Source organism: Flavobacteriales bacterium (assembly GCA_019694795.1).
Taxonomy (GTDB): Bacteria; Bacteroidota; Bacteroidia; order Flavobacteriales_D; family UBA2798; genus UBA2798.
In genome coordinates this window covers 1-20,528 of sequence record JAIBBF010000049.1, presented here as the reverse complement: position 1 = coordinate 20,528, position 20,528 = coordinate 1, and the positions used below count along the sequence as shown (strand labels likewise).

The following is a 20,528-nucleotide window of genomic DNA, read 5'->3' as shown; positions in this document are numbered from 1 at the left end:
GCGACTTTTCCGTAATGCAGTGATCATCAAATTTTGTTGTGGTCCCGATAACTCAGCCCAGCCATAACCATCACCGGCGCTGGGTCCGTAGGTCCCGGCTCGAATACAATAACTTTCGCAGTTCATTTCATAGAAACCGGGCGGTAAGATAAAAGCGCCCGAATCTGTTTTAGGCATGTATTGTAAAGGCAAATAGGTAGCAGAATCACCGAAACCGTCTGCGAAACAGCGACTGGTATCAACATCTTTAAAGCTGGTTGTAATGGCTTCTTTTTGAAAGAACATTCCTTTGCCCGGACGATTAGTTGATAAAGATCCGTTTCGTTCCTGAGCTGAGACCTGTAGATGAATCAGTGTAGCCAGGCAAATAAAAAATGCTTTCATGGTGTTTGGAGGTTTATTAATATCTATCAAATCCTATGCCTGTAAATATCCGCAAATTGTTACCACCAAATTCACTTACCCCTTATTTTATGACCAATCCTTTCGGTTTATAATTTACATTATGTTAAGTTGTAAAAAATTAATAATTAAGATATAACCACCCTATACTACAAAATGGATATAAAAAAATCGGGAACCTTTCGATTCCCGATTCATATTAAATTTGATAATGAATTATCCGTTTTTGATTACCTGATCTACTTCTTTCCACTTATCGTTCATGCTTAAACGAGCATAAATGGTACGTAGCATAATCAGGTTGTTTTTGTCTTTACCATTCAATTCTCTGGCTTTTTCTAACCATGGCAATGCATCTTTAAACATTTGGTCAGCTCTCGCCTTTTCTTTATCGTAAATGGCATTGTCCTTAATATCGTTGATGGCATTATACAAATCAGCTGCCTGGTTAAAGTACATGGCTCCCAGATTGAAATAAGCATCAAAATACTTAGGTTCAATAGCGATAGCACTTTCATAGGCTTTTTTCGCTTCATCATAACGCTTCATTTCGCTGTAAATAGCTCCTGCGTTAAAATATAGAATGGCATCCTTCGGATTTGCTTTAATGGCTTCAGAAAGAGCTTTTTCTGCCGAGGCATTGTCACCAATCGATAAATAATAGTTAAACTCCTGGATAATCAATGAATTATCTTTAGGATATTTCGCTTTACCGGCAAGTAAGGCTTCTTTTGCTTTGTCCTTGTTCCCACCTTTTAATAATACATCTGTATAACGAACATACATATCAGCGCCATTGAAACCGGCTTGTGCACAAACTGCATAGTAGTTGGCTGCAGAATCGTAGAAAATTTTGGCTTCGGGACAATCATCCTTCTTATCGGCAGCACATTTATTGGCGATACGGTCGGCATGATATTCCGCACTTAATCCGGCATTAAAGCAAGATAAAGTATCCAGTACTTCAATAATATTCATCAACTCATAGCAAGTTCCAAATGAAACCATGGCGGTATCATATTTTTGCTTTTTAAAGTACTCCGAACCAGCTTGGTACGACATGGTGTAAGGAAGCATTAAGAACTGGTGGATATCATCTTTTGGATCATATTTTTTGGTTTTATACTTCATTGCTTCTTTGAAGGATTGAATAGCAGCCTCCCCCATTTTATTGGGATCAAATTCAGCGAACTGTGCATCTTTTGCACCTGCCAATGCTGCTACAAAAAAGTAAATTTTACCCTTGTAAGTAAGCGTTTTAGGGTCGTTTTTCGTTTCAGGGTGTTCAGCTGCCAGGTCGATATACTTTTTAGCTTCAAGTAATTTGCCTTTTGCGGCAGTAGGATTATCCTTTTGCAACTTCATAAAATCCATAAAGGCATCATGGGCCGATACACGATTATTGGTTTGCGCAAACAAACTTCCGGAGGTAAAAGCCAGAAGGGTTAACCCGTAAATTGCTTTTTTGAAAATATTCATACGCTTTATTTTTCTATTGGATGTTTTTTTTCAATTATTCCACATTTCCATTTTCAATTTCCGTGCCATTGCTTTCATCCGCTTCGTCTACCGGATTATCAAGGACATCGTCGGGACTAACCGGTTGAATCAAATCGGAACCTTCATTTCCGGTTTCGTCTTCTTCATCGTTACGGTTCACCACGGCAACTGAAGCAATTTCTTCGTTTCCTTTCAGGTTGATCAGTCGCACACCTTGAGTAACACGACCCATGGTGCGAAGATCTGCAGCAGCCAGACGAATGGCAATTCCTGACTTCGTAATAATCATCAGATCGTTTTCGTCCGAAACGTTTTTAATAGCAACAAGGTCACCGGTTTTATCCGTAATATTTAAGGTTTTAACCCCTTTACCACCTCTACCGGTGATGCGGTATTCGCTTACTTTCGAACGTTTTCCGTATCCTTTTTCGGAAACAACGAGTACTTCATTCTCATTAATGTCGGCAAAGGTTACCATTCCGATCACTTCTTCTTTTTGCTCATCCACCAAACGAATTCCCCGTACACCCGATGCTGTTCTTCCCATATCGCGTACTTCGTCCTCTGGGAAAAGAATAGCTCTACCCGAATTCAAGGCCATCATAATATGGTCTTTTCCATTGGTTAATCGAGCCTCAAGCAGGGTGTCATTTTCACGAATGGTGATGGCATTAATACCGTTGGATCTTGGACGTGAATACGCTTCGAGTTCGGTTTTCTTAATAACACCTTTTTTGGTACACAGAATGATGTATTTATCCTGAATCGCCTCCTGATTGGTAATGTCCTTCACATTAATATAGGCACGTACTTTATCATCCGGCTCAATATTGATCAGGTTCTGAATAGCTCTTCCTTTGGAGGTTTTGTTTCCTTCCGGAATTTCAAACACACGAATCCAGAAACATTTTCCTTTTTCTGTGAAGATTAACAGGTAATCATGGTTTTGAGCCATGAAAATATGTTCCAGGAAGTCCTCATCGCGTGTTGAACTTCCTTTAGAACCAACTCCTCCACGACTTTGGGTTCTGTAATCCTTTAACGGTGTACGTTTAATATAACCCATGTGAGAAATGGTAATCACCATTTCATCATCGGCAATCATATCTTCAATACGGAAGTCGCCCGATGCATATTCAATCTGACTTCTGCGCTCATCGCCGTATTGTTCTTTGATCTCGATCAACTCCTTCTTAATGAGTTCCATTCTAAGATCTTCATTGTCCAATAAGGACTGAAGTTCTTTGATCAGGTTCATCACTTCTTCGTACTCAGCACGTAATTTATCTTGTTCAAGTCCGGTTAACTGACGCAGACGCATTTCTACGATAGCCTTGGCTTGAATTTCCGACAAGCTGAAACGGGTCATCAATTTTTCACGCGCTTCATCCGGACTTGCCGATGCACGGATTAATGCAATCACTTCATCGATATTATCCGAAGCAATGATTAATCCTTCTAAAATATGAGCTCTTTCCTGTGCTTTTCTTAATTCAAATTTGGTTCTTCTTACCACCACTTCGTGACGGTGATCCACAAACTGAACGATCATATCCTTCAGGTTTAACACCATCGGACGACCTTTAACAAGCGCAATATTAATTACTGAAAACGAGCTTTGTAGATCCGTGTACTTATAGAGATTATTCAGTACTACATTAGGTATAGCATCACGCTTTAATTCATAAACGATGCGCATACCCGAACGATCCGATTCATCACGGATATCGGAGATACCTTCAATTTTTTTCTCCTCCACCAGATCCGCTGTTTTACGAATCATTTCTGCCTTGTTCACCATGTAAGGAATCTCGGATACAATGATCATATCCCGACCTTTTTCCTCTTCAATAACCGCCTTACCGCGAATAACTACACGACCACGACCTTCTTCAAATGCACGTTTTACTCCGTCGTAACCATAAATAGTTCCTCCGGTTGGAAAATCGGGTGCTTTTACATATTTCATTAAACCGGCAATATCAATATCGCGGTTGTCGATGTATGCAATGGTACCATCAATCACTTCCGTGAGGTTGTGTGGTGGCATATTGGTAGCCATACCAACGGCAATACCCGATGAACCGTTGATTAACAGGTTAGGTATACGAGCCGGTAAAACAGTAGGTTCTTCTAAGGAGTCGTCGAAATTGGGACGAAAATCAACCGTATCTTTCTCAATATCCGAGAGTAATTCTTCCGCAATTTTTTTCAAACGCGCTTCGGTGTAACGCATTGCAGCCGGACTATCACCATCAATTGAACCGAAGTTACCCTGACCATCCACTAAAGGATAACGCAAGGACCATTCCTGCGCCATACGCACCATGGTATCGTATACCGAACTATCACCATGTGGGTGATACTTTCCTAATACTTCCCCAACGATACGCGCCGATTTTTTATAGGGTCTGTTCGATAATACACCTAACTCTTGCATCCCGAATAAAACCCTTCTGTGTACGGGTTTTAATCCATCGCGTACATCAGGTAATGCACGGGAAACAATAACCGACATCGAATAATCGATGTAAGCCGTTTTCATTTCTTCTTCGATGTTAATAGGGATAATCTTTTCGCCTTCTGCCATAATGTCTTATATCTTGATTTGCATGATTCTTGAAGAAAATCTTCAAAGGAGGACGAAAGTACCCAATTTGTGAGGCAAACGAAGGATTTTTGACCCCGTAATTTTAAACAAAAATCTGTTGAAAAAAACAGCTTATGAACAAGGTCCTAACATATTGCTTGTATAATTTTGGAAGCATCGCAAACTCCTGTATTTTTAGGCCACTTGCGATGAATCTTAAACAGATGGGATCGGAAGGAGACACACACTATGGAAGCTAAATTTTCACCCCGGGTAAAGGATGTAATCACCTTTAGCAGAGAGGAAGCCTTGAGACTGGGACACGAATATATCGGAGTTGAACACTTATTGCTGGGAATAATCCGCGAAGGAGAAGGAAAAGCAATTAAGATTATTCGTCAACTTGGTACAGACGTTAAAGATCTTCGCAAGGAGCTCGAAAAGAATCTTAATCCGGGAAATTCCCGCTCTGCCACTGTTGGCAATTTGCCATTGGTGAAGCAGGCGGAAAAGGTATTAAAGATTACTTATCTTGAAGCCCGATTATTTAAAAGCAGCGTAATTGGAACCGAACATTTGTTATTGTCGATTTTAAAAGACGAGGACAATATTGCCACACGTTCCTTACATCGTTTTAATATAGATTACGACACAGTAAAAGCAGAACTAGAAAACATGCTCAAAGACAACAACTACCCTAAATCAGAACTGCCCAACAATCCGGCAGATGATGACGATGAAAATGCCGGAGATTCCTTCTCTCAAAGTCAACGCAGATCCGATTCTAAATCCAAAACTCCGGTATTGGATAATTTTGGTCGTGATCTTACCAAAGCTGCAGAAGATGGAAAACTTGATCCGATTGTAGGGCGCGAACAAGAAATAGAACGCGTTTGCCAGATCCTTAGCCGCAGAAAGAAAAACAACCCGATTCTCATTGGAGAACCAGGTGTTGGTAAATCAGCCATTGCCGAAGGATTGGCACTTCGTATTGTTCAACGTAAAGTATCGCGTGTTTTATTTAATAAACGCGTTGTTTCTCTCGACCTGGCATCACTTGTGGCCGGAACGAAATACCGTGGACAGTTCGAAGAGCGCATGAAAGCGGTGATGAACGAATTGGAAAAATCGCCGGACGTGATTTTGTTTATTGACGAAATCCATACGATTATTGGTGCTGGAGGAGCTTCCGGTTCATTAGATGCATCCAATATGTTTAAGCCAGCTCTTGCACGTGGTGAAATCCAATGCATCGGTGCTACTACGCTTGATGAATACCGTCAGTACATCGAGAAAGATGGTGCTCTTGAGCGTCGTTTCCAAAAGGTAATTGTTGAGCCTACAAGTGTGGATGAAACCATTCAAATCCTGAATAACATCAAGGAAAAATATGAAGATCACCACAATGTAAATTATACTCCGGATGCTATTGAGGCATGTGTTAAACTGACGGCCCGATATATTACTGATCGTCACTTACCGGATAAGGCAATCGACGCATTGGATGAAGTAGGTTCACGTGTTCACTTGAGCAATATCAATGTTCCCAAAAACATCCTCGATATTGAAAAGAAAATTGAAGATATCAAGGAAGAAAAGAACAATGTAGTTCGCAGTCAGAAATACGAAGAAGCGGCTAAATTACGCGATACTGAACGTCAGCTTCAGGAACAATTGGAAGCAGCGAAAAAGAAATGGGAAGAAGAATCGCGCTTGCAACGTGTTACCGTAACGGAAGAAAATGTTGCAGAAGTGGTGGCTCAAATGACGGGCATTCCTGTTCAGCGTATTGCTCAGAAAGAAAGTGGCCGATTGGTACAAATGGCCGATAACCTGAAAGGAAGAGTAATCGGACAAGAAGAGGCTGTACAAAAAGTTGTAAAAGCTATTCAACGTAACCGTGCCGGATTAAAAGATCCGAATAAACCAATTGGATCATTTATTTTCCTTGGTCCTACCGGTGTTGGTAAAACTCAGCTGGCAAAAGAACTTGCAAAATACTTGTTCGACTCCGACGAAGCCATGATTCGTATTGATATGAGCGAATACATGGAAAAATTTGCCGTGAGCCGATTAATCGGAGCGCCTCCGGGATATGTAGGATATGAAGAAGGCGGACAATTAACCGAAAAAGTGCGTCGTCGTCCCTACTCCATCGTTCTCCTCGATGAAATTGAAAAAGCCCATCCGGATGTATTCAATTTACTCCTGCAGGCTTTAGATGATGGTCAAATGACCGATAGTTTAGGTCGCAAAATCGATTTCCGCAATACGATAATCATTATGACATCCAACATTGGAGCTCGTCAATTAAGTGATTTCGGTACGGGTGTTGGATTTGGAACGAAAGCAAAAACAGAAGCTCAAACGGCCGATACAAAAGGAGTTGTTGAATCAGCTCTTCGCAAAGCCTTTGCACCTGAGTTTTTAAATCGTATTGATGATGTAATTATGTTCAATTCACTTAAACGTGAGGACATTCACAAAATCATTGATATTGAATTGATGAAATTGTATTCGCGCATCAATGAGTTGGGTTATAAAATCGAACTTACTGAAGATGCGAAGGATTATATTTCCGACAATGGATTTGATGAAAAATTTGGTGCTCGTCCACTTAAACGTGCCATCCAAAAATACCTCGAAGATCCACTCGCAGAAGAAATCATTAAATCGAACCTCACCGAAGGCGATACCATTAAAGTTGGTTTCGATAAGGAAAAAAAAGATTTGACTATTCAAGTGGTGAAAGGTAGTGGCGGATCCAAAAAGAAGCCAAAGAAAGAAGAAGAAAATCCTTCTGAAGATTAATAAAATTAAATTCCCGCTTAGTGCGGGGATTTTTTTTAGATAAAAAAAAGGTCCAACAATAAAATGAAGGACCTTTTATATTTAAAGAAATAAGTAGTTATTCAGCAAACTTTTCAATCACGGCCTGTGTGACTCCTGTATTGGAAAATCCTCCATCGTGGAAAAGGTTCTGCATGGTGACATATCGGGTAAGATCAGAGAACATTACTACACAATAGTTGGCACAATCTTGTGCAGATGCATTACCAAGTGGACTCATTTTTTCTGAGAACGAAATGAATTCAGAAAATCCTTTTACACCACTGCCTGCGGTGGTCATGGTTGGCGATTGAGAAATGGTGTTAACACGCACTTTTTTAGAAACGCCATAATGGTATCCGAAACTTCTGGCAATGGATTCCAGCAACGATTTTGCCTCAGCCATTTCGTTATAATCCGGAAACACACGTTGAGCAGCGATATAGGTTAATCCCAATACCGATCCCCAATCGTTAAGTGCATCTTTTTTCATGCAGGTTTGCAATAATTTATGGAATGAAATAGCCGAAATATCCATTGTTTTCAGCATCCATTCGTGATTGAGATCGTTATAAGGCTTGCCTTTGCGTACATTGAGCGACATACCAATACTGTGCAACACGAAATCGAATTTGCCACCAAAATGCTCCATAGCTTTAGCTACCAGGTTTTCCATATCTTCCATTGAAGTAGCATCTGCAGGAATAACCGGTGCATTTCCACACTTGGCAGCAAGATTATTAATTTCCCCCATGCGCATGGCAACAGGTGCATTGGTCAATACAATTTCAGCTCCCTCTTCATAGCAACGTTCGGCCACTTTCCAGGCAATTGACATATCATTCAGGGCACCGAAAATGATTCCCTTTTTTCCTTTAAGCAGATTATTTCCCATGGTTTTGAATTTGAACAGCAAATATGCAGTTTTTTTTCGATCAATGGGTATTCCAGAAAACCTGGTTGTGTTCGTTGATTTTGAGGTTATCATTATCCAATAACCAACGTATGATCGTTTTCACCTTATTTTCATTGTGATGCGTAAGCTGATCGCGCAGGGCTTTCATACCTAGGGGACCAGCCCCCAGAATTTTTTTTATTTCTTCAGAAATACTGTTCATTTCAATATTGCTGATATGTATTTTATTTTCCCGGAGACAATGATCACAAATGCCACAACGGTATTCGGGATCTTCTCCAAAATAGCGGAGTAAAATGGTCGATCTGCATTCACTTGTGTTCTGAACATAATTCAGCATCGTTTCCATTCGCTGAAATGCAGTTTTTTTCCTGTTCAGGTATACTTCAGGAGTCAATACAAAGTCTTTTTCCTGAACCCTTTCTCTGGTAAAATTGATGCGCGGTTTATCGGAACGGGGAACATAAACGAGGACTTTCAACTCATCGAGTTTTTGCAAATAGCGCACAATGACTTCTTCGGTTTTATTACTCCGTTCAGCAATTTGTTTTTCATTGATTTTCACTGCTCCATCAAACAATCCGGAATAGGATCGTAAGAGTAATTTGATGAATCCGTCGAAACTTTTATTGCTGATTTGAAAATTATAAAGATCACCTGCATTCATTAACATGCGGATATGAGAAGGCTGAGAAAAGGCATCTGAAAGCTGAATAAATCCGCCTAATTCAAGCAATTTTAAAGAATGAAATACCTGATTGGGAATTAATCCAAATCGTTCCGAAAATTCGCTGAGGTCGAATTCATAACTCTCATCTAATCCTGAACCTACAGCCAATTGGTAATAATTGCACAGGGCAACATAACTTCGTTTTATGATTTCCGGATCAGGAAAGGATTGTTTAACCGATTCTTCCAGAGCGAAAAGATCGGCATCGTCGTATAATATAATGGACCATGCTTTTTCTCCATCTCTTCCTCCCCTACCTGCTTCCTGAAAATAGGCTTCCGGCGAATCGGGAAGATCTATATGCACCACCAGACGTACATCCGGTTTATCGATTCCCATTCCGAATGCATTGGTTGAACAGATTACCCTTGTTTTGCCATCAATCCAATTTTTTTGTTTCTCCTCACGGATTTTCCCTTCTAAACCGGCATGGTAATAATCGGCCTTTATTCCATTTTTCTGAAGAAAGGATGCAAATTCCATGGTTCTTTTCCGGTTTCGCACATACACGATTCCGGTACCGGGAATCTGGTGAAACAATTTAAGTAATCGCGCATGTTTATCCTCTTCTTTTCGCACTAAATAAGCCAGATTTTTACGTGCAAAACTGCTTTTAAAAACCTGAGCATTTTTAAAATTTAATCGCAATTGAATATCTTCTATCACCTCAGGTGTGGCAGTTGCTGTTAAAGCAATTACAGGAACATGAGGAAGTAGCTCTCTTAATTCTGCAATTTGTAAATATGGTGGTCTAAAATCATAACCCCATTGCGAAATACAATGCGCTTCGTCGACAGCAATAAAATTGACGTGCATTTTTTTTACACGTTCTTTAAATATAGTAGTTTGTAGTCGCTCGGGCGATACATATAAAAACTTCACATCTCCATAAACGCAATTGTCCAATGTTATGTCAATTTCACGTTTATCCATTCCGGAAACGATGGCCAGCGATTTAATTCCTTTTTGATTTAAATTTCTAACCTGATCTTTCATTAAGGCAATCAATGGAGAAACCACAATACAAATTCCCTTTTTTGCCATGGCAGGAACCTGAAAACAAACGGATTTCCCTCCTCCCGTGGGCAGAAGTGCAAGAGTATCATGTCCTTCCATTGCAGAACGAATAATCTCCTCCTGATTGGGCCTGAACTGGCGATGTCCCCAATATTGCTGAAGAATACTTCTTAATTCCGTGATCATTTACTCAAAAATACCAAAAATGACGAGCCTTTCCATTTGTTTTGGCCTCTTTAAATTATAATGCTTACTTTCGTGAGGAGTCGTTCACAAAACCTGAATTGAGATGCTAGCAGAAAACACTACTATGTCTATACAGATCGAAAAGACAAAAAATTCAAGAATTTCCGAAGTTGATTTTAATAATATCATTTTTGGTCGCCAGTTTTCCGATCACATGTTTGTGATGGATTTTAAAAACGGAAAATGGGAAAATCCGAAAATTGTACCGTATGCGCCAATTCCGATGAGTCCTGCCACTCATGCTTTGCATTATGGTCAATCCATTTTTGAGGGAATGAAAGCCTACAAAAATGAAAGCGGTGAAGTTTTTCTATTCAGACCCGAAGAAAATTTTAAACGCTTAAACAGTTCTGCAGAACGGATGTGTATGCCTACACTTTCGAAAGAAATTTTTATGGATGCGCTAACGGAGCTCATCAAATTAGATGCAGAGTGGATCCCGAAAAAAGCTGGTTCTTCCTTATATGTTCGTCCATTTATGTTTGCAACGGATGAATTTATTGGCGTAAAACCTTCGGAAAACTATCGTTTTGTAATCTTTACTTGTCCGGTTAATTCCTATTATACCGAGCCGGTTCGCGTAAAAATTGAAACCGTTTACAGTCGTGCCTGCGAAGGTGGGGTTGGTCGCGCTAAAGCTGCAGGAAATTATGCTGGTGCCTTGTATCCTGCCCGTTTAGGTCAGCAAGAAGGTTATCATCAGCTGGTGTGGACCGATGCCAAGGAGCATAAATACATTGAGGAATCGGGTACCATGAACATCATGTTTGTTATTGGCGATAAACTTTTAACGCCTCCAACCAGTGGGACTATTTTACCCGGTATTACCAGAAGCAGTGTATTAACCATTGCACGCGACTGGGGAATGAATGTAGAGGAAACATCCATCCATGTTGATGAGGTTATCAATGCCTTGAAAAAAGGAACACTGGTAGAAGCATTTGGTACCGGAACCGCAGCAACCATTGCGCATATTCAGTTAATCGGTTATCGAAATAAACAATATACACTCCCTACTCCAACCGAGGATTTCTTCTCGAATAAGGTGAGCAATTACCTCGAAGATTTAAGAAGAGGTGCAGTAGAAGATAAACACAACTGGATTTACAAAGTAATGTAATCGGAATACAACTAATTTTTTAGGGGGACGATGTTGTCCCCCTTTTTTATTGCCGGATTATGGGCAAGCATTTCGTTTCAGTTGCAGAAGTAATTCTGAGATAATATATTCCAGGAGCCAGTTCAGGATAAAATGAATAATTTCCGGAAGCGGGTATTTTAAATGTATAGACGATTTGTCCCAGTTGATTGATCATTTCTATTTTTAATCCTGCCTCAGCACGAATAGAAAGTTGGTCGTGAAATGGATTGGGGAATATGGAAACCAACAATGAAGATGATTCATCTTCTAATCCTGAAATCTGAAAATGACTCGTATCGGAATAGGCAGAACAGTGATTGGTGTCGGTTACCACGAGGTATAAATCAAAATCTCCATTCGGGAAATAGCAGGCTGAATCCGTAGCAGAAAAAAGTGTAAATCCGGAACCGTTATCGATGTACCATTCCAGAGAAACATAAGGTGCTCCATAATAAAAACACAGGGAATCTGAATTTCCATTGTAGGTATAACTGGTAGTTGTAAGTGGCAACTCAACTAAATTTATAGTTGAAACAGGACTCTCACATCCGTTGACATCGATAGCAGACAATGAAATTATTCCAGAGGCACTAGCAAAGGTGGAAGAAGAATCTGAACCTGTGCTCCAGTTAAAAATCGGGTAGTTTTCGTTACAGATTAATAATGTAGAATCGCCATAACAAAACGAAGTTGATCCATTAATTAAAGGTGCTGCCAAAGCTTGTGCTTCCGTAATAATAAAAAGAGAATCTGTCGATTTACACGCAGCCATATTTGTAACGGTGACCTGAAGGGTATCTGTGTCCATCTGAAAAAATTGCGATTGATTTCCTCCATTGCTCCAATCATAGGTGGAATAATTTCCATTGGTACTAACTAAAACAGAATCTCCATTACATAAAAAAGTATCAGCCACAATTTCGACTTGAAAATTCGTTTCAATCAAAGCTCTAAATCCGTTGATCTTTCCAAATCCCCAGGTTGAATTGGGAATGTTACCCGTAAATGCATCACTGTTGGCAGTGCCCGAAATGATGGCAGCAAATTCATCCCAATTTAATTGCGGACATTTTTCCAATAATAAAGCACCAACTCCGGCCACCACGGGTGATGCCATGGAAGTACCACCATTGCGAATGTGCATGGTATCCTGCGAAACTTTAAACGGTTCATTGATTCTCATCCATGCCATACTGGTAAGCGGACCAGCGCTCATGGTGACATCTCCCGTTGCTGCAATTTCAGGTTTCTGCCTAAAATCGCGGGTTGGTCCCCTACTCGAGTTCACAGAAATGGCACCGGTTACGGTAGGAAATGTTTGCAGGTTTCCATTGTAATCCCAATACGCATTGGTGGAATTATAATTGGCCACCGTTACAACCGAACTTAAACACGTAAAAGAAGAAACAATGACCGATGCAGAATCGGGCATTCTGTAATGAATAATATCGGGCAATTGCGTGTTGGATGGAATTCCTGTATTCAATATTGCACTGGTTCCTAACCAGGTTGCCGACCATACATCGTAACTACCATCACCGGTGGTGATAAAGCGAAAATTATATTGACTGGAATCGGGTTGTTTCAGGTGAACCTGCAAGAGATAAACACCATTCATTTCCTCTTTGTAATAATCGACAATTGCCAATGTATTTGCTCCATTTCTTAAGGTATCGGTAAGTCCTGTTAAAGGAATTTGATCCACACTACGAAATGGCGTATTTCCCCGGAATGAAAACTGTGGACTGGTAGCATCTGCACCCACCGAAAACATCATGTGATTAAGCGATGAAGTATCTGACCAGGCCTCAAAAAATACTGCTCCATAACCTAAATAAGTGGAAGGATTATATTGAAACCATGTAAATGCCGTATCACCGGAGGTGACTTCTGAATGCAAATGGTAATTGCCATATAAAGCCGAATTTCCAGAATTACCGGCAGCACAAACCATTAATCGTCCGCGTTTAGCTCGTATCAATGAATCGATATAAACAGCTGCAGGATCTTTTCCATCGTGCGAACCTTCATACACACCAAGACTGGCATTTATTACTACCGGCATATTTAAAGAATCGGCCATGTGGAAAATCCAGTCCACCGCATCGGCCATAATGGCTAACCAGTTGGATGAATTCAAATCGCTTTTCACTCCTATAATCGTAGCTTCAGGTGCAACACCACGGTGATGTCCGGTTGCCAGTCCATTTCCTGCCGTACATCCTGCAACGGTTGATCCATGTGCATAATTATCCACCTGGGTACAAATTCCCTGATTGATGGTGCTGGAATCCCAAACTTGTCCGTAGCCATACTGCGGGGGTGTTCGTTGGGGATCAAATACGGCGGTCTGGTCCCAAATAGCAACAATGCGGGTTTGTCCGGTAGAATCCTTAAAATCCGGATGATTAAAATCGATCCCCGTATCTATAATCGCTGTTAAAACGGACTTCCCGGTATAAGGAGTACCAAGTGGCTGAAATCCCAAATAAACCGAATCGATATTGTTTTTTACCCGCATGGTATCATTCATTACAACGGGTTTATAATTATCGAAATGATAATTGCTGCAAATAGTAGTGTGCATTAATTTTCGAAGGGAAGAAGCAGGAATCCGGATGGCCCAATAGGGACCGGAAGCATATTTAATACTGCCCTCGTTTTCCTTGAAAAAAGATTCTAATCTGGCTTTATCCCCTTTTACGAAGAGGTGGATTTCCTTCTGATCGGGACAATCCTTTAGATAGGCCGATAATTTATGGTCGACACCCCTTTGCTGAGCTGAACCATGAAAGGTGAGCAAAGTCACCAGTAAAAGGAGGTAAATCCGGACCATAATTCCAAGATAATAAAATTCAACGAAAGGATTTCAACGGTTTCGGGGTTTATGTTAAGAAGAAATCTTATTTTTTTACCTTAAGATTTTGGAAATGTAAAATACTCAGTATATTTGGTTTACCTATAACCTTATGTTGGACATCTACGACATTTATGATAAAATGGAGCGGAACAACATCATGCTCTCCTTTAAGGGCACGGTGACTTCCGAGTTATTGACCTCTATTTTGCAGATTATGGAGAATAAGTTGGATAATTCCGATGATTCCCCAAAGATCAAGAAAAAGGTATTCAATGTATTGGTAGAATGTTTGCAAAACCTTTACCATCACATTGATGAAATTCCATTTGTAGAAGGATTGGCCGATTCTAAATCTGCCATATTTATGATGGCAAAAAATGGTGAAGATTACATGATTATGACGGGCAATTTTATCATGACCGAAAATGTGAAAGGTTTACGGGATAAGTTGGACGCCATTAATGCCATGGACAAGGAACAATTAAAAGAATACTATAAGTCGGTATTGAACAACGGGACTATGTCGGCCAAAGGCGGTGGTGGATTAGGAATGATTGATATCGCCCGTAAATCCGGACAAAAACTGGAATATAGTTTTCAGGAAATTGATAAAGACAATTCATTTTTTGCATTAAACGTTAAAGTAACCCCGAACTGAATATAATTACCAAACATGGAAAACATTACTATAGAAGGCACACCGAAAACACCAACGGTGAAATTTGAAAAAGACAGCGGCATTTTAGAAATCCGCGGACGCTCTATTCCTGAAAACTCCATTGAGTTTTACAAGCCTTTAATTGATTGGATTGAAGAGTATGGAAAAGCTCCAAAAGGAGAAACCAACGTAAACATTAAGTTGGAGTACTTCAATACAAGTTCTTCTAAATGTATTTTGGATGTGTTCAAGAAATTGGAAACCGTTACAGGTACAAATATGACCATCAACTGGTACTATGAAGAGGATGATGAAGATATGCTGGAAGCCGGAGAAGACTATCAGGCCATTATCAATATTCCGTTTAAAATGATTGAAGTAGCTGAATTAAGCTAATCGATACACATTCTTAAAAAGAAAGGGAAGCCATGGGTTTCCCTTTTTTATTTTATGAATTGCCTGAGCCATTTTTCTGCTTCTTCTTCCGAAGTAAAAAATCGGGTTGGCACTTTTGGCTTATTAAAATTCAGGTAGAAATTCCCTACTATGCGCTGAGGTAAGGAAGTAATTACAAACGCATCTGCAATGCGCAGGGCCATGGCCTCTTCGGTACCTACATAATCCCTTGCTTCGTGGTCGGCAGAGGAATATTTTTGCATGATAATGAGGTTGACGTATTTGGTATTATTAGTAATTCGGACTTTAGCTTCCTGCATTTGCACCATTTCTTCACGGCCTAAATTAACCATCGGAAATACATTGATTAAAAAAATACCATCGTCGCGCAATGAAAGCTCGCAAAAGGATAACTTTTCGGATGCAATTATGGAGGGCGATATGTTGGTTTTTGTACTCAAATGATTATTTACAAAAATAGATCAGGGCAATTTTAGCTTTACCCGTATTACTACCTTTTCGTCTCAATAATACTACCCAATTTTGTATATTTCAAGCATGAAAAAGAAATTAATTGTATTGACCTGCTTATTAGGTCTTCAGGCAAATTACTCTCAGGCTCAAAGTTTAAATGGTCCGGAAAGTGTGGAATATGATGAAGTGAATCAACGTTGGTTAATCTCGAATAATGGCAGTGGCGAAATTTTACAGAGAGCGCAGGATGGTACTTTAAGTGTTTTTGCAAGCGGAATTAGCAGTGGTCCGCACGGACTTGAAATTGTTGGCACCTCCGTTTTCGCCTGCGATGGAAGTAATTTAAAAGAATACAGTTTATCCGGTGGTGTTTTATTAAACAACGTAAATCTGGGAGCTACATTTTTAAACGGAATTACGCACGACAATAATGGTAATCTGTTTATCACCGATTTTTCTGCTAAAAAAATATATCGCTACACGATTTCCAGCGGTCAGTTTAATGTTTATGTAACAGGACTGGCCAAATCGCCGAATGGGATTATTTTTGATGAGGACGACAATCGTTTGGTATTTGTAAACTGGGGCGCCAATGCTCCGGTTATGGCAGTGCAATTAAGTGATTCCACGGTTTCCACTTTAACTGCAACCACATTGGGAAATTGTGATGGAATTGCCATGAATTGTCAGAATCAATTTTATGTTTCGTCCTGGAGTCCGAATCGTATCAGTCGCTTTGAAAATGATTTTGTAGCTGCACCGGTCAATATGAATGTTACAGGTTTAAGTTCTCCTGCAGATATTTATTTCGCACAAACGCTCGATACTTTAGGTGTACCTAACTCCGGAAATAACACTGTAGGTCTTCATCCTTTTGCATCCTGTTTAAATGTGGGAATAAGTACAGAAGATATGGAGCATCAGCTTTTCTCTGCACAACTCCTCTCCTCTACTTCGCTAATCATTTCAATGACGAACAACGATTCCAAAATGAAATCGATCGAAATTGTTGATTTAAGCGGAAGAATGATTTTTCAAAAATCTACGACCTCAAATCAGGAAACTATTCAACTTCATTCCGGATTGTATTTTGTTCATGTCACCTCCGGTGATCATCACCAGGTGAAGAAAATAATGATTCCATGAGTACTAAACCCAAATCGGGATTGTATTTTTTTAATCTGATTCTATTTATAGCGATCAGCGGATTTATTGCTTTTCACATGATTTCATTAGGCGCTTCCTATAAAAAGGAAATGGTTCGCTATGTGGAAATTTTAAATTTTGAGCAGCGATTGCTCAACGCAAAAGAATGGGCACTGGGCGAATGGGAAGCAAAAGACCGAAGAGAATTAGCGCAGGAACATCTCGACAATGCCAATGAATATCTGGAATTGAGCAACTGGCATTCGACGGTTTTTGGTCTTTTTTGCTTTTTATTTTTAATCGTCGGATGGATGGTTTTTCGAAATCATACCGTGGCTTCACAGTTTAATTCCATTTCGCTGGTAGTGGTTTCTGCCATGTGTTTAATAGTTGGAATTTCATTACCGATGCTGGAGATTGGCGCATATAGTCACGATTTAACTATTCCGTTAAAATGGACCGATCCCGTTTTTGGGTATAAGCTGGATATGAGTAAAACTTTTCAGGGCGATATGTATTATTATTATCAAAACAAATCCATTGTTGAACTGATTGGCATACTGTTTAAAAGCGGCAATGCATTAGTTGCAATTGCAATTATGAGTTTTTCCATTATCATGCCAGTCATCAAATTGATTTTATCGCTGGTAATGCTTAGTCACGCCGACATCCGCAAAAAGAAATTCCTTCGGAAACTGATTGGCAAAATCGGGAAATGGAGCATGGCTGATGTATTTGTAGCCGCGTGTTTTTTAGCATACTTATCGTTCTATAATATGAACACGGGCATTTCTACCGAAGCAAATACTTTACCCGGTTTGTACTTCTTTTTAGCCTATTGTGTTTTATCCATTATCTCTTCGATGTATCTCGAAAAAGCAGTAGAAAAAGAATTAGAAACCGCATAAAAAAATCCCGGCTTTCGACCGGGATTTTCATTTGTTATTTATTTCTTATTTCACCTTTTTCAGAATGTCCTTAACGGCATCTTTGTGAATGGTAAAAGTCATCATCTTAAGTTTGATATAATCTTCGTGGAAGAAATAATATCCAAACGATTTGCAACCTTCTCCGCAGTTTCTGGAACCTGAACCAGAATCTTTAATCAGAAACCAGGTTTTACCATTGAACTCATAATAACCCACTAAATGCATCGCATGATCGTCGGTGGTGGTTCCATTTAAAAAACGGAATGTTCTTGCGCTCTCATCGATATATTCAGAAGGAATGTCGAATGTTGGAACAATAGCAACTTGTTTCCAGCTTTCAAATCCGGCTTCGGATACGTCGCCACCGATGCTGATACCATATCCATTTTTTATGGCCGATTTAATTACAGCCATAAAATCATCTAAAGGGATATTAATAAAATCCTTTGAACGATTCCAGTTGTCGGGCACATCATATAATGCTTTTTCCCAATAAGGAGCAGTCATGAGCGACATGAAATCGACATAATCATCCGGATTAAATTTGAGGTTGTTTTTTAAATAATCCTGCGGACTAAGCTCTTTGCCGTCTACTTTTACTTTGGTGGGGATTGGACCCATATGAAAATCGAGAATGGCGCGAACGGTAGATACTACTTCTTCTTCATTCCATGCATTGCGTTCTTTTACACCTTTCAGGTAGGCTTCAATTTCTGCATACATTTGTTCGTGCGTATGGAATTTTTGACCGGGTTTCATACCCGTGTATAAATCCAAAGGAACAGCTCCATATTTTTTCATGTTCTTGGCAACTGCCATCGTTTGCGATCCTTCACCGATGGACATCGCTCCTCTGTTTTGTACAAAATAACGGGCACGTTCTACATATTCCCAATACACAATGTACATTTCAGAAAGTTTCACTTCTTTACCTGAAATACGCTTGATTTCAGTTTCATAATAGGAAGTGGTAGAAAAGCACCAGCAGGTACCGGTGTTACCTTGCGAAATTGGACTGTTATGCCAAATGCTGGTGTACTTTTCCGGATCGGTTGGAAGAGTGGCATTGCTGAGATCAACTTTAAACACCTGGTGTTTTTTCTCTTCTGCCTTTTTTTCTTCGTAATCCTGAATTCCTTTTAAGATTGAATTCTGATAGTATCCGGGTTTAACCTGAATAAATGTCCCTTTGTTTTTATCCTGTGCCTGTAAGCCTAAAGCCAGAAATAAGGAAAATGATAAGATGCTTATTTTTTTCATGACGTGAAATTGCTTATGGTTTTCTGAAGCTTGTTTTTATTGGTTTTAAAGTAAATCCATCTTTTTTCATTAATTCAATTACACCTTGTGGTCCACCCAAATGCGCTGCACCGATAGCACAAAAGGTCATTTGGTCCTTGCAATGTTTTCCAATGCGTTCGGCCATGTGCACATTTCGGTCGATCAAAAATGCCTGATTGAATTTTGGAGGATACATGGTATCGGTAGATAATTCGATCATTTTATCTAAATCTCCTTCGAGGTAAACTTTAATCAGATCGTCGAATTTAGCCATACTGGATGTGGTATCGCCTAATCCTTTTAGAATTAAATCCACTTGTTCGTCAACCGTTAGTTGATCGACCGCTGCCATTTGTTCTTCGAATTTTTCAATACCGATCGTTTTCTTTTTCTGATCCTTGGCCATATTGAAAAAATACAAATCCAAAGCCATTTCCATATCGCTTCCGATATCTTTCTGCATGAGCTGAGCCATTAAGAAAAAAGGCTTGGTTGTTTTTCGGAGTCCGATTCCAATTCCTGTTTCTGCTCTGAAAAAGGAGTCGATACGCGCATATTTTTCGGGACTGATTAATTGATCGAGTGGTTTTTCGAGCATCATCATTTTCGCTGCTTTAATCGGATTCACTTCATCCATGCTAATTTCCATGGCATAAGCCGAGCAGGTATCGAAAATTTTCTGCACGATGCTATCGTAAGCAAAAACTTCTTTGCGTTGAATGTGAATGGTACCGTATAAATACGAAGGTGTCTTTAATCCATTCCCGCTTATTTCCCACAATAGGGAATGATTATTTTCGGCGTACTCATACCCTAAATATTCCTGAATGGATTTTTCTTTTTCTCCACAGGAAAGGATAAAAATCAAAAAGGGTACAAACCCAAAAATTGGAAAAACCTGTTTAAGTTTCATCATGGTTTAATTGCATTCGGGACAAATCCCTATTATTAAAAAGTTAGCTTCTTTTTTCTTGTATCCTTTGGGGAGATCCACGGAAACAATACTGATATCATCGAGACAGCTCGTCGTGTTGCAGGAGGTGCATTTAAAGTGGACATGCTCGTGGTTGTGGTGATGATCCTGACATTCCTTACACAAGGCGTATTTCACTACATTATCATCATCTATCACTTTGTGAAGAATATGACTTTCGATAAATGTTTTAAGTGTACGGTAAATGGTAACGCGGTCGAATTTCCCTTTGCTGCGGGTTTCCAATTCTATTTCTGAAATTCCTTTATTCCCCTTTTTCAAAAATTCATTCAACACAAAAACCCTGCACGGTGTTTTACGCAATTCCTTCTCCAGCAAAAAATCCAGGGCCTTTTTCATGGACTGCTAATATACACATCAAATACGTAAATACGGGCACAATTCCCCGAAACGATGGAGTTCTGGCTGAATGGTGGAAA

Annotated in this window: 16 protein-coding genes; 6 read left to right on the top strand and 10 right to left on the bottom strand. The window is 39.7% G+C overall.

Annotation, left to right across the window (positions count from 1 at the left end; genetic code table 11):
* The 3 genes from K1X56_12205 to gyrA all read right to left on the bottom strand — a co-directional run.
* Positions 1-384 (bottom strand): hypothetical protein (locus K1X56_12205; protein ID MBX7095474.1); only part of this gene is annotated, 384 nt, incomplete at its 3' end.
* A 234-nt stretch (positions 385-618) separates the two neighbouring features.
* A complete protein-coding gene (locus K1X56_12200) occupies positions 619-1,881 on the bottom strand; it encodes a tetratricopeptide repeat protein (protein MBX7095473.1) in 1,263 nt (420 codons plus the stop codon).
* 34 nt (positions 1,882-1,915) lie between these two features.
* Positions 1,916-4,492 carry a DNA gyrase subunit A gene (gyrA, locus tag K1X56_12195; GenBank protein ID MBX7095472.1) on the bottom strand — a complete coding sequence of 859 codons (2,577 nt, stop codon included), beginning with the start codon at positions 4,490-4,492 and terminating at the stop codon, positions 1,916-1,918.
* Positions 4,493-4,741: 249 nt separating this feature from the next.
* On the opposite strand from gyrA, the gene K1X56_12190 reads away from it, so the two are divergent.
* Positions 4,742-7,303, top strand: a complete 2,562-nt coding sequence (locus K1X56_12190) for an ATP-dependent Clp protease ATP-binding subunit (GenBank protein MBX7095471.1) — start codon at positions 4,742-4,744, stop codon at positions 7,301-7,303.
* A 97-nt stretch (positions 7,304-7,400) separates the two neighbouring features.
* Here the strand turns inward: K1X56_12190 and K1X56_12185 are convergent, their stop codons facing one another.
* Both K1X56_12185 and K1X56_12180 read right to left on the bottom strand, forming a co-directional pair.
* Positions 7,401-8,216, bottom strand: a complete 816-nt coding sequence (locus K1X56_12185; protein MBX7095470.1) for an SDR family oxidoreductase — start codon at positions 8,214-8,216, stop codon at positions 7,401-7,403.
* A gap of 40 nt (positions 8,217-8,256) precedes the next feature.
* The gene (locus tag K1X56_12180; GenBank protein MBX7095469.1) at positions 8,257-10,170 is read right to left on the bottom strand and encodes a RecQ family ATP-dependent DNA helicase; all 1,914 of its coding nucleotides are present in this window, start codon (positions 10,168-10,170) and stop codon (positions 8,257-8,259) included.
* A gap of 103 nt (positions 10,171-10,273) precedes the next feature.
* On the opposite strand from K1X56_12180, the gene K1X56_12175 reads away from it, so the two are divergent.
* The gene (locus tag K1X56_12175; GenBank protein ID MBX7095468.1) at positions 10,274-11,350 is read left to right on the top strand and encodes a branched-chain amino acid aminotransferase; all 1,077 of its coding nucleotides are present in this window, start codon (positions 10,274-10,276) and stop codon (positions 11,348-11,350) included.
* 46 nt (positions 11,351-11,396) lie between these two features.
* Here K1X56_12175 and K1X56_12170 read toward each other — a convergent pair whose 3' ends face one another.
* Positions 11,397-14,207 carry a S8 family peptidase gene (locus K1X56_12170; protein ID MBX7095467.1) on the bottom strand — a complete coding sequence of 937 codons (2,811 nt, stop codon included), beginning with the start codon at positions 14,205-14,207 and terminating at the stop codon, positions 11,397-11,399.
* Between the two features lie 133 nt (positions 14,208-14,340).
* Here K1X56_12170 and K1X56_12165 point away from each other — a divergent pair, with 133 nt between their 5' ends.
* On the top strand, positions 14,341-14,889 hold the full coding sequence (locus K1X56_12165) for a SiaB family protein kinase (protein MBX7095466.1): 549 nt from the start codon (positions 14,341-14,343) through the stop codon (positions 14,887-14,889).
* Between the two features lie 15 nt (positions 14,890-14,904).
* Positions 14,905-15,285 (top strand): DUF1987 domain-containing protein, encoded by a 381-nt coding sequence (locus K1X56_12160; GenBank protein ID MBX7095465.1) that lies wholly within the window; start codon positions 14,905-14,907, stop codon positions 15,283-15,285.
* A 47-nt stretch (positions 15,286-15,332) separates the two neighbouring features.
* On the opposite strand, the gene K1X56_12155 is transcribed toward K1X56_12160, so the two are convergent.
* A complete protein-coding gene (locus K1X56_12155) occupies positions 15,333-15,746 on the bottom strand; it encodes a hypothetical protein (GenBank protein MBX7095464.1) in 414 nt (137 codons plus the stop codon).
* A 97-nt stretch (positions 15,747-15,843) separates the two neighbouring features.
* On the opposite strand from K1X56_12155, the gene K1X56_12150 reads away from it, so the two are divergent.
* Positions 15,844-16,905 carry a T9SS type A sorting domain-containing protein gene (locus K1X56_12150; protein ID MBX7095463.1) on the top strand — a complete coding sequence of 354 codons (1,062 nt, stop codon included), beginning with the start codon at positions 15,844-15,846 and terminating at the stop codon, positions 16,903-16,905.
* Positions 16,902-17,813 (top strand): paraquat-inducible protein A, encoded by a 912-nt coding sequence (locus K1X56_12145; protein MBX7095462.1) that lies wholly within the window; start codon positions 16,902-16,904, stop codon positions 17,811-17,813. The genes K1X56_12150 and K1X56_12145 overlap by 4 nt, the downstream gene beginning before the upstream one ends.
* Before the next feature lie 45 nt (positions 17,814-17,858).
* Here the strand turns inward: K1X56_12145 and K1X56_12140 are convergent, their stop codons facing one another.
* The 3 genes from K1X56_12140 to K1X56_12130 are packed head-to-tail and all read right to left on the bottom strand — an operon-like array spanning position 17,859 to position 20,448.
* Positions 17,859-19,094 carry a hypothetical protein gene (locus K1X56_12140; GenBank protein ID MBX7095461.1) on the bottom strand — a complete coding sequence of 412 codons (1,236 nt, stop codon included), beginning with the start codon at positions 19,092-19,094 and terminating at the stop codon, positions 17,859-17,861.
* A gap of 13 nt (positions 19,095-19,107) precedes the next feature.
* Positions 19,108-20,031 carry a TraB/GumN family protein gene (locus K1X56_12135; GenBank protein MBX7095460.1) on the bottom strand — a complete coding sequence of 308 codons (924 nt, stop codon included), beginning with the start codon at positions 20,029-20,031 and terminating at the stop codon, positions 19,108-19,110.
* 3 nt (positions 20,032-20,034) lie between these two features.
* The gene (locus K1X56_12130; GenBank protein MBX7095459.1) at positions 20,035-20,448 is read right to left on the bottom strand and encodes a transcriptional repressor; all 414 of its coding nucleotides are present in this window, start codon (positions 20,446-20,448) and stop codon (positions 20,035-20,037) included.
* Positions 20,449-20,528 lie beyond the last annotated feature (80 nt).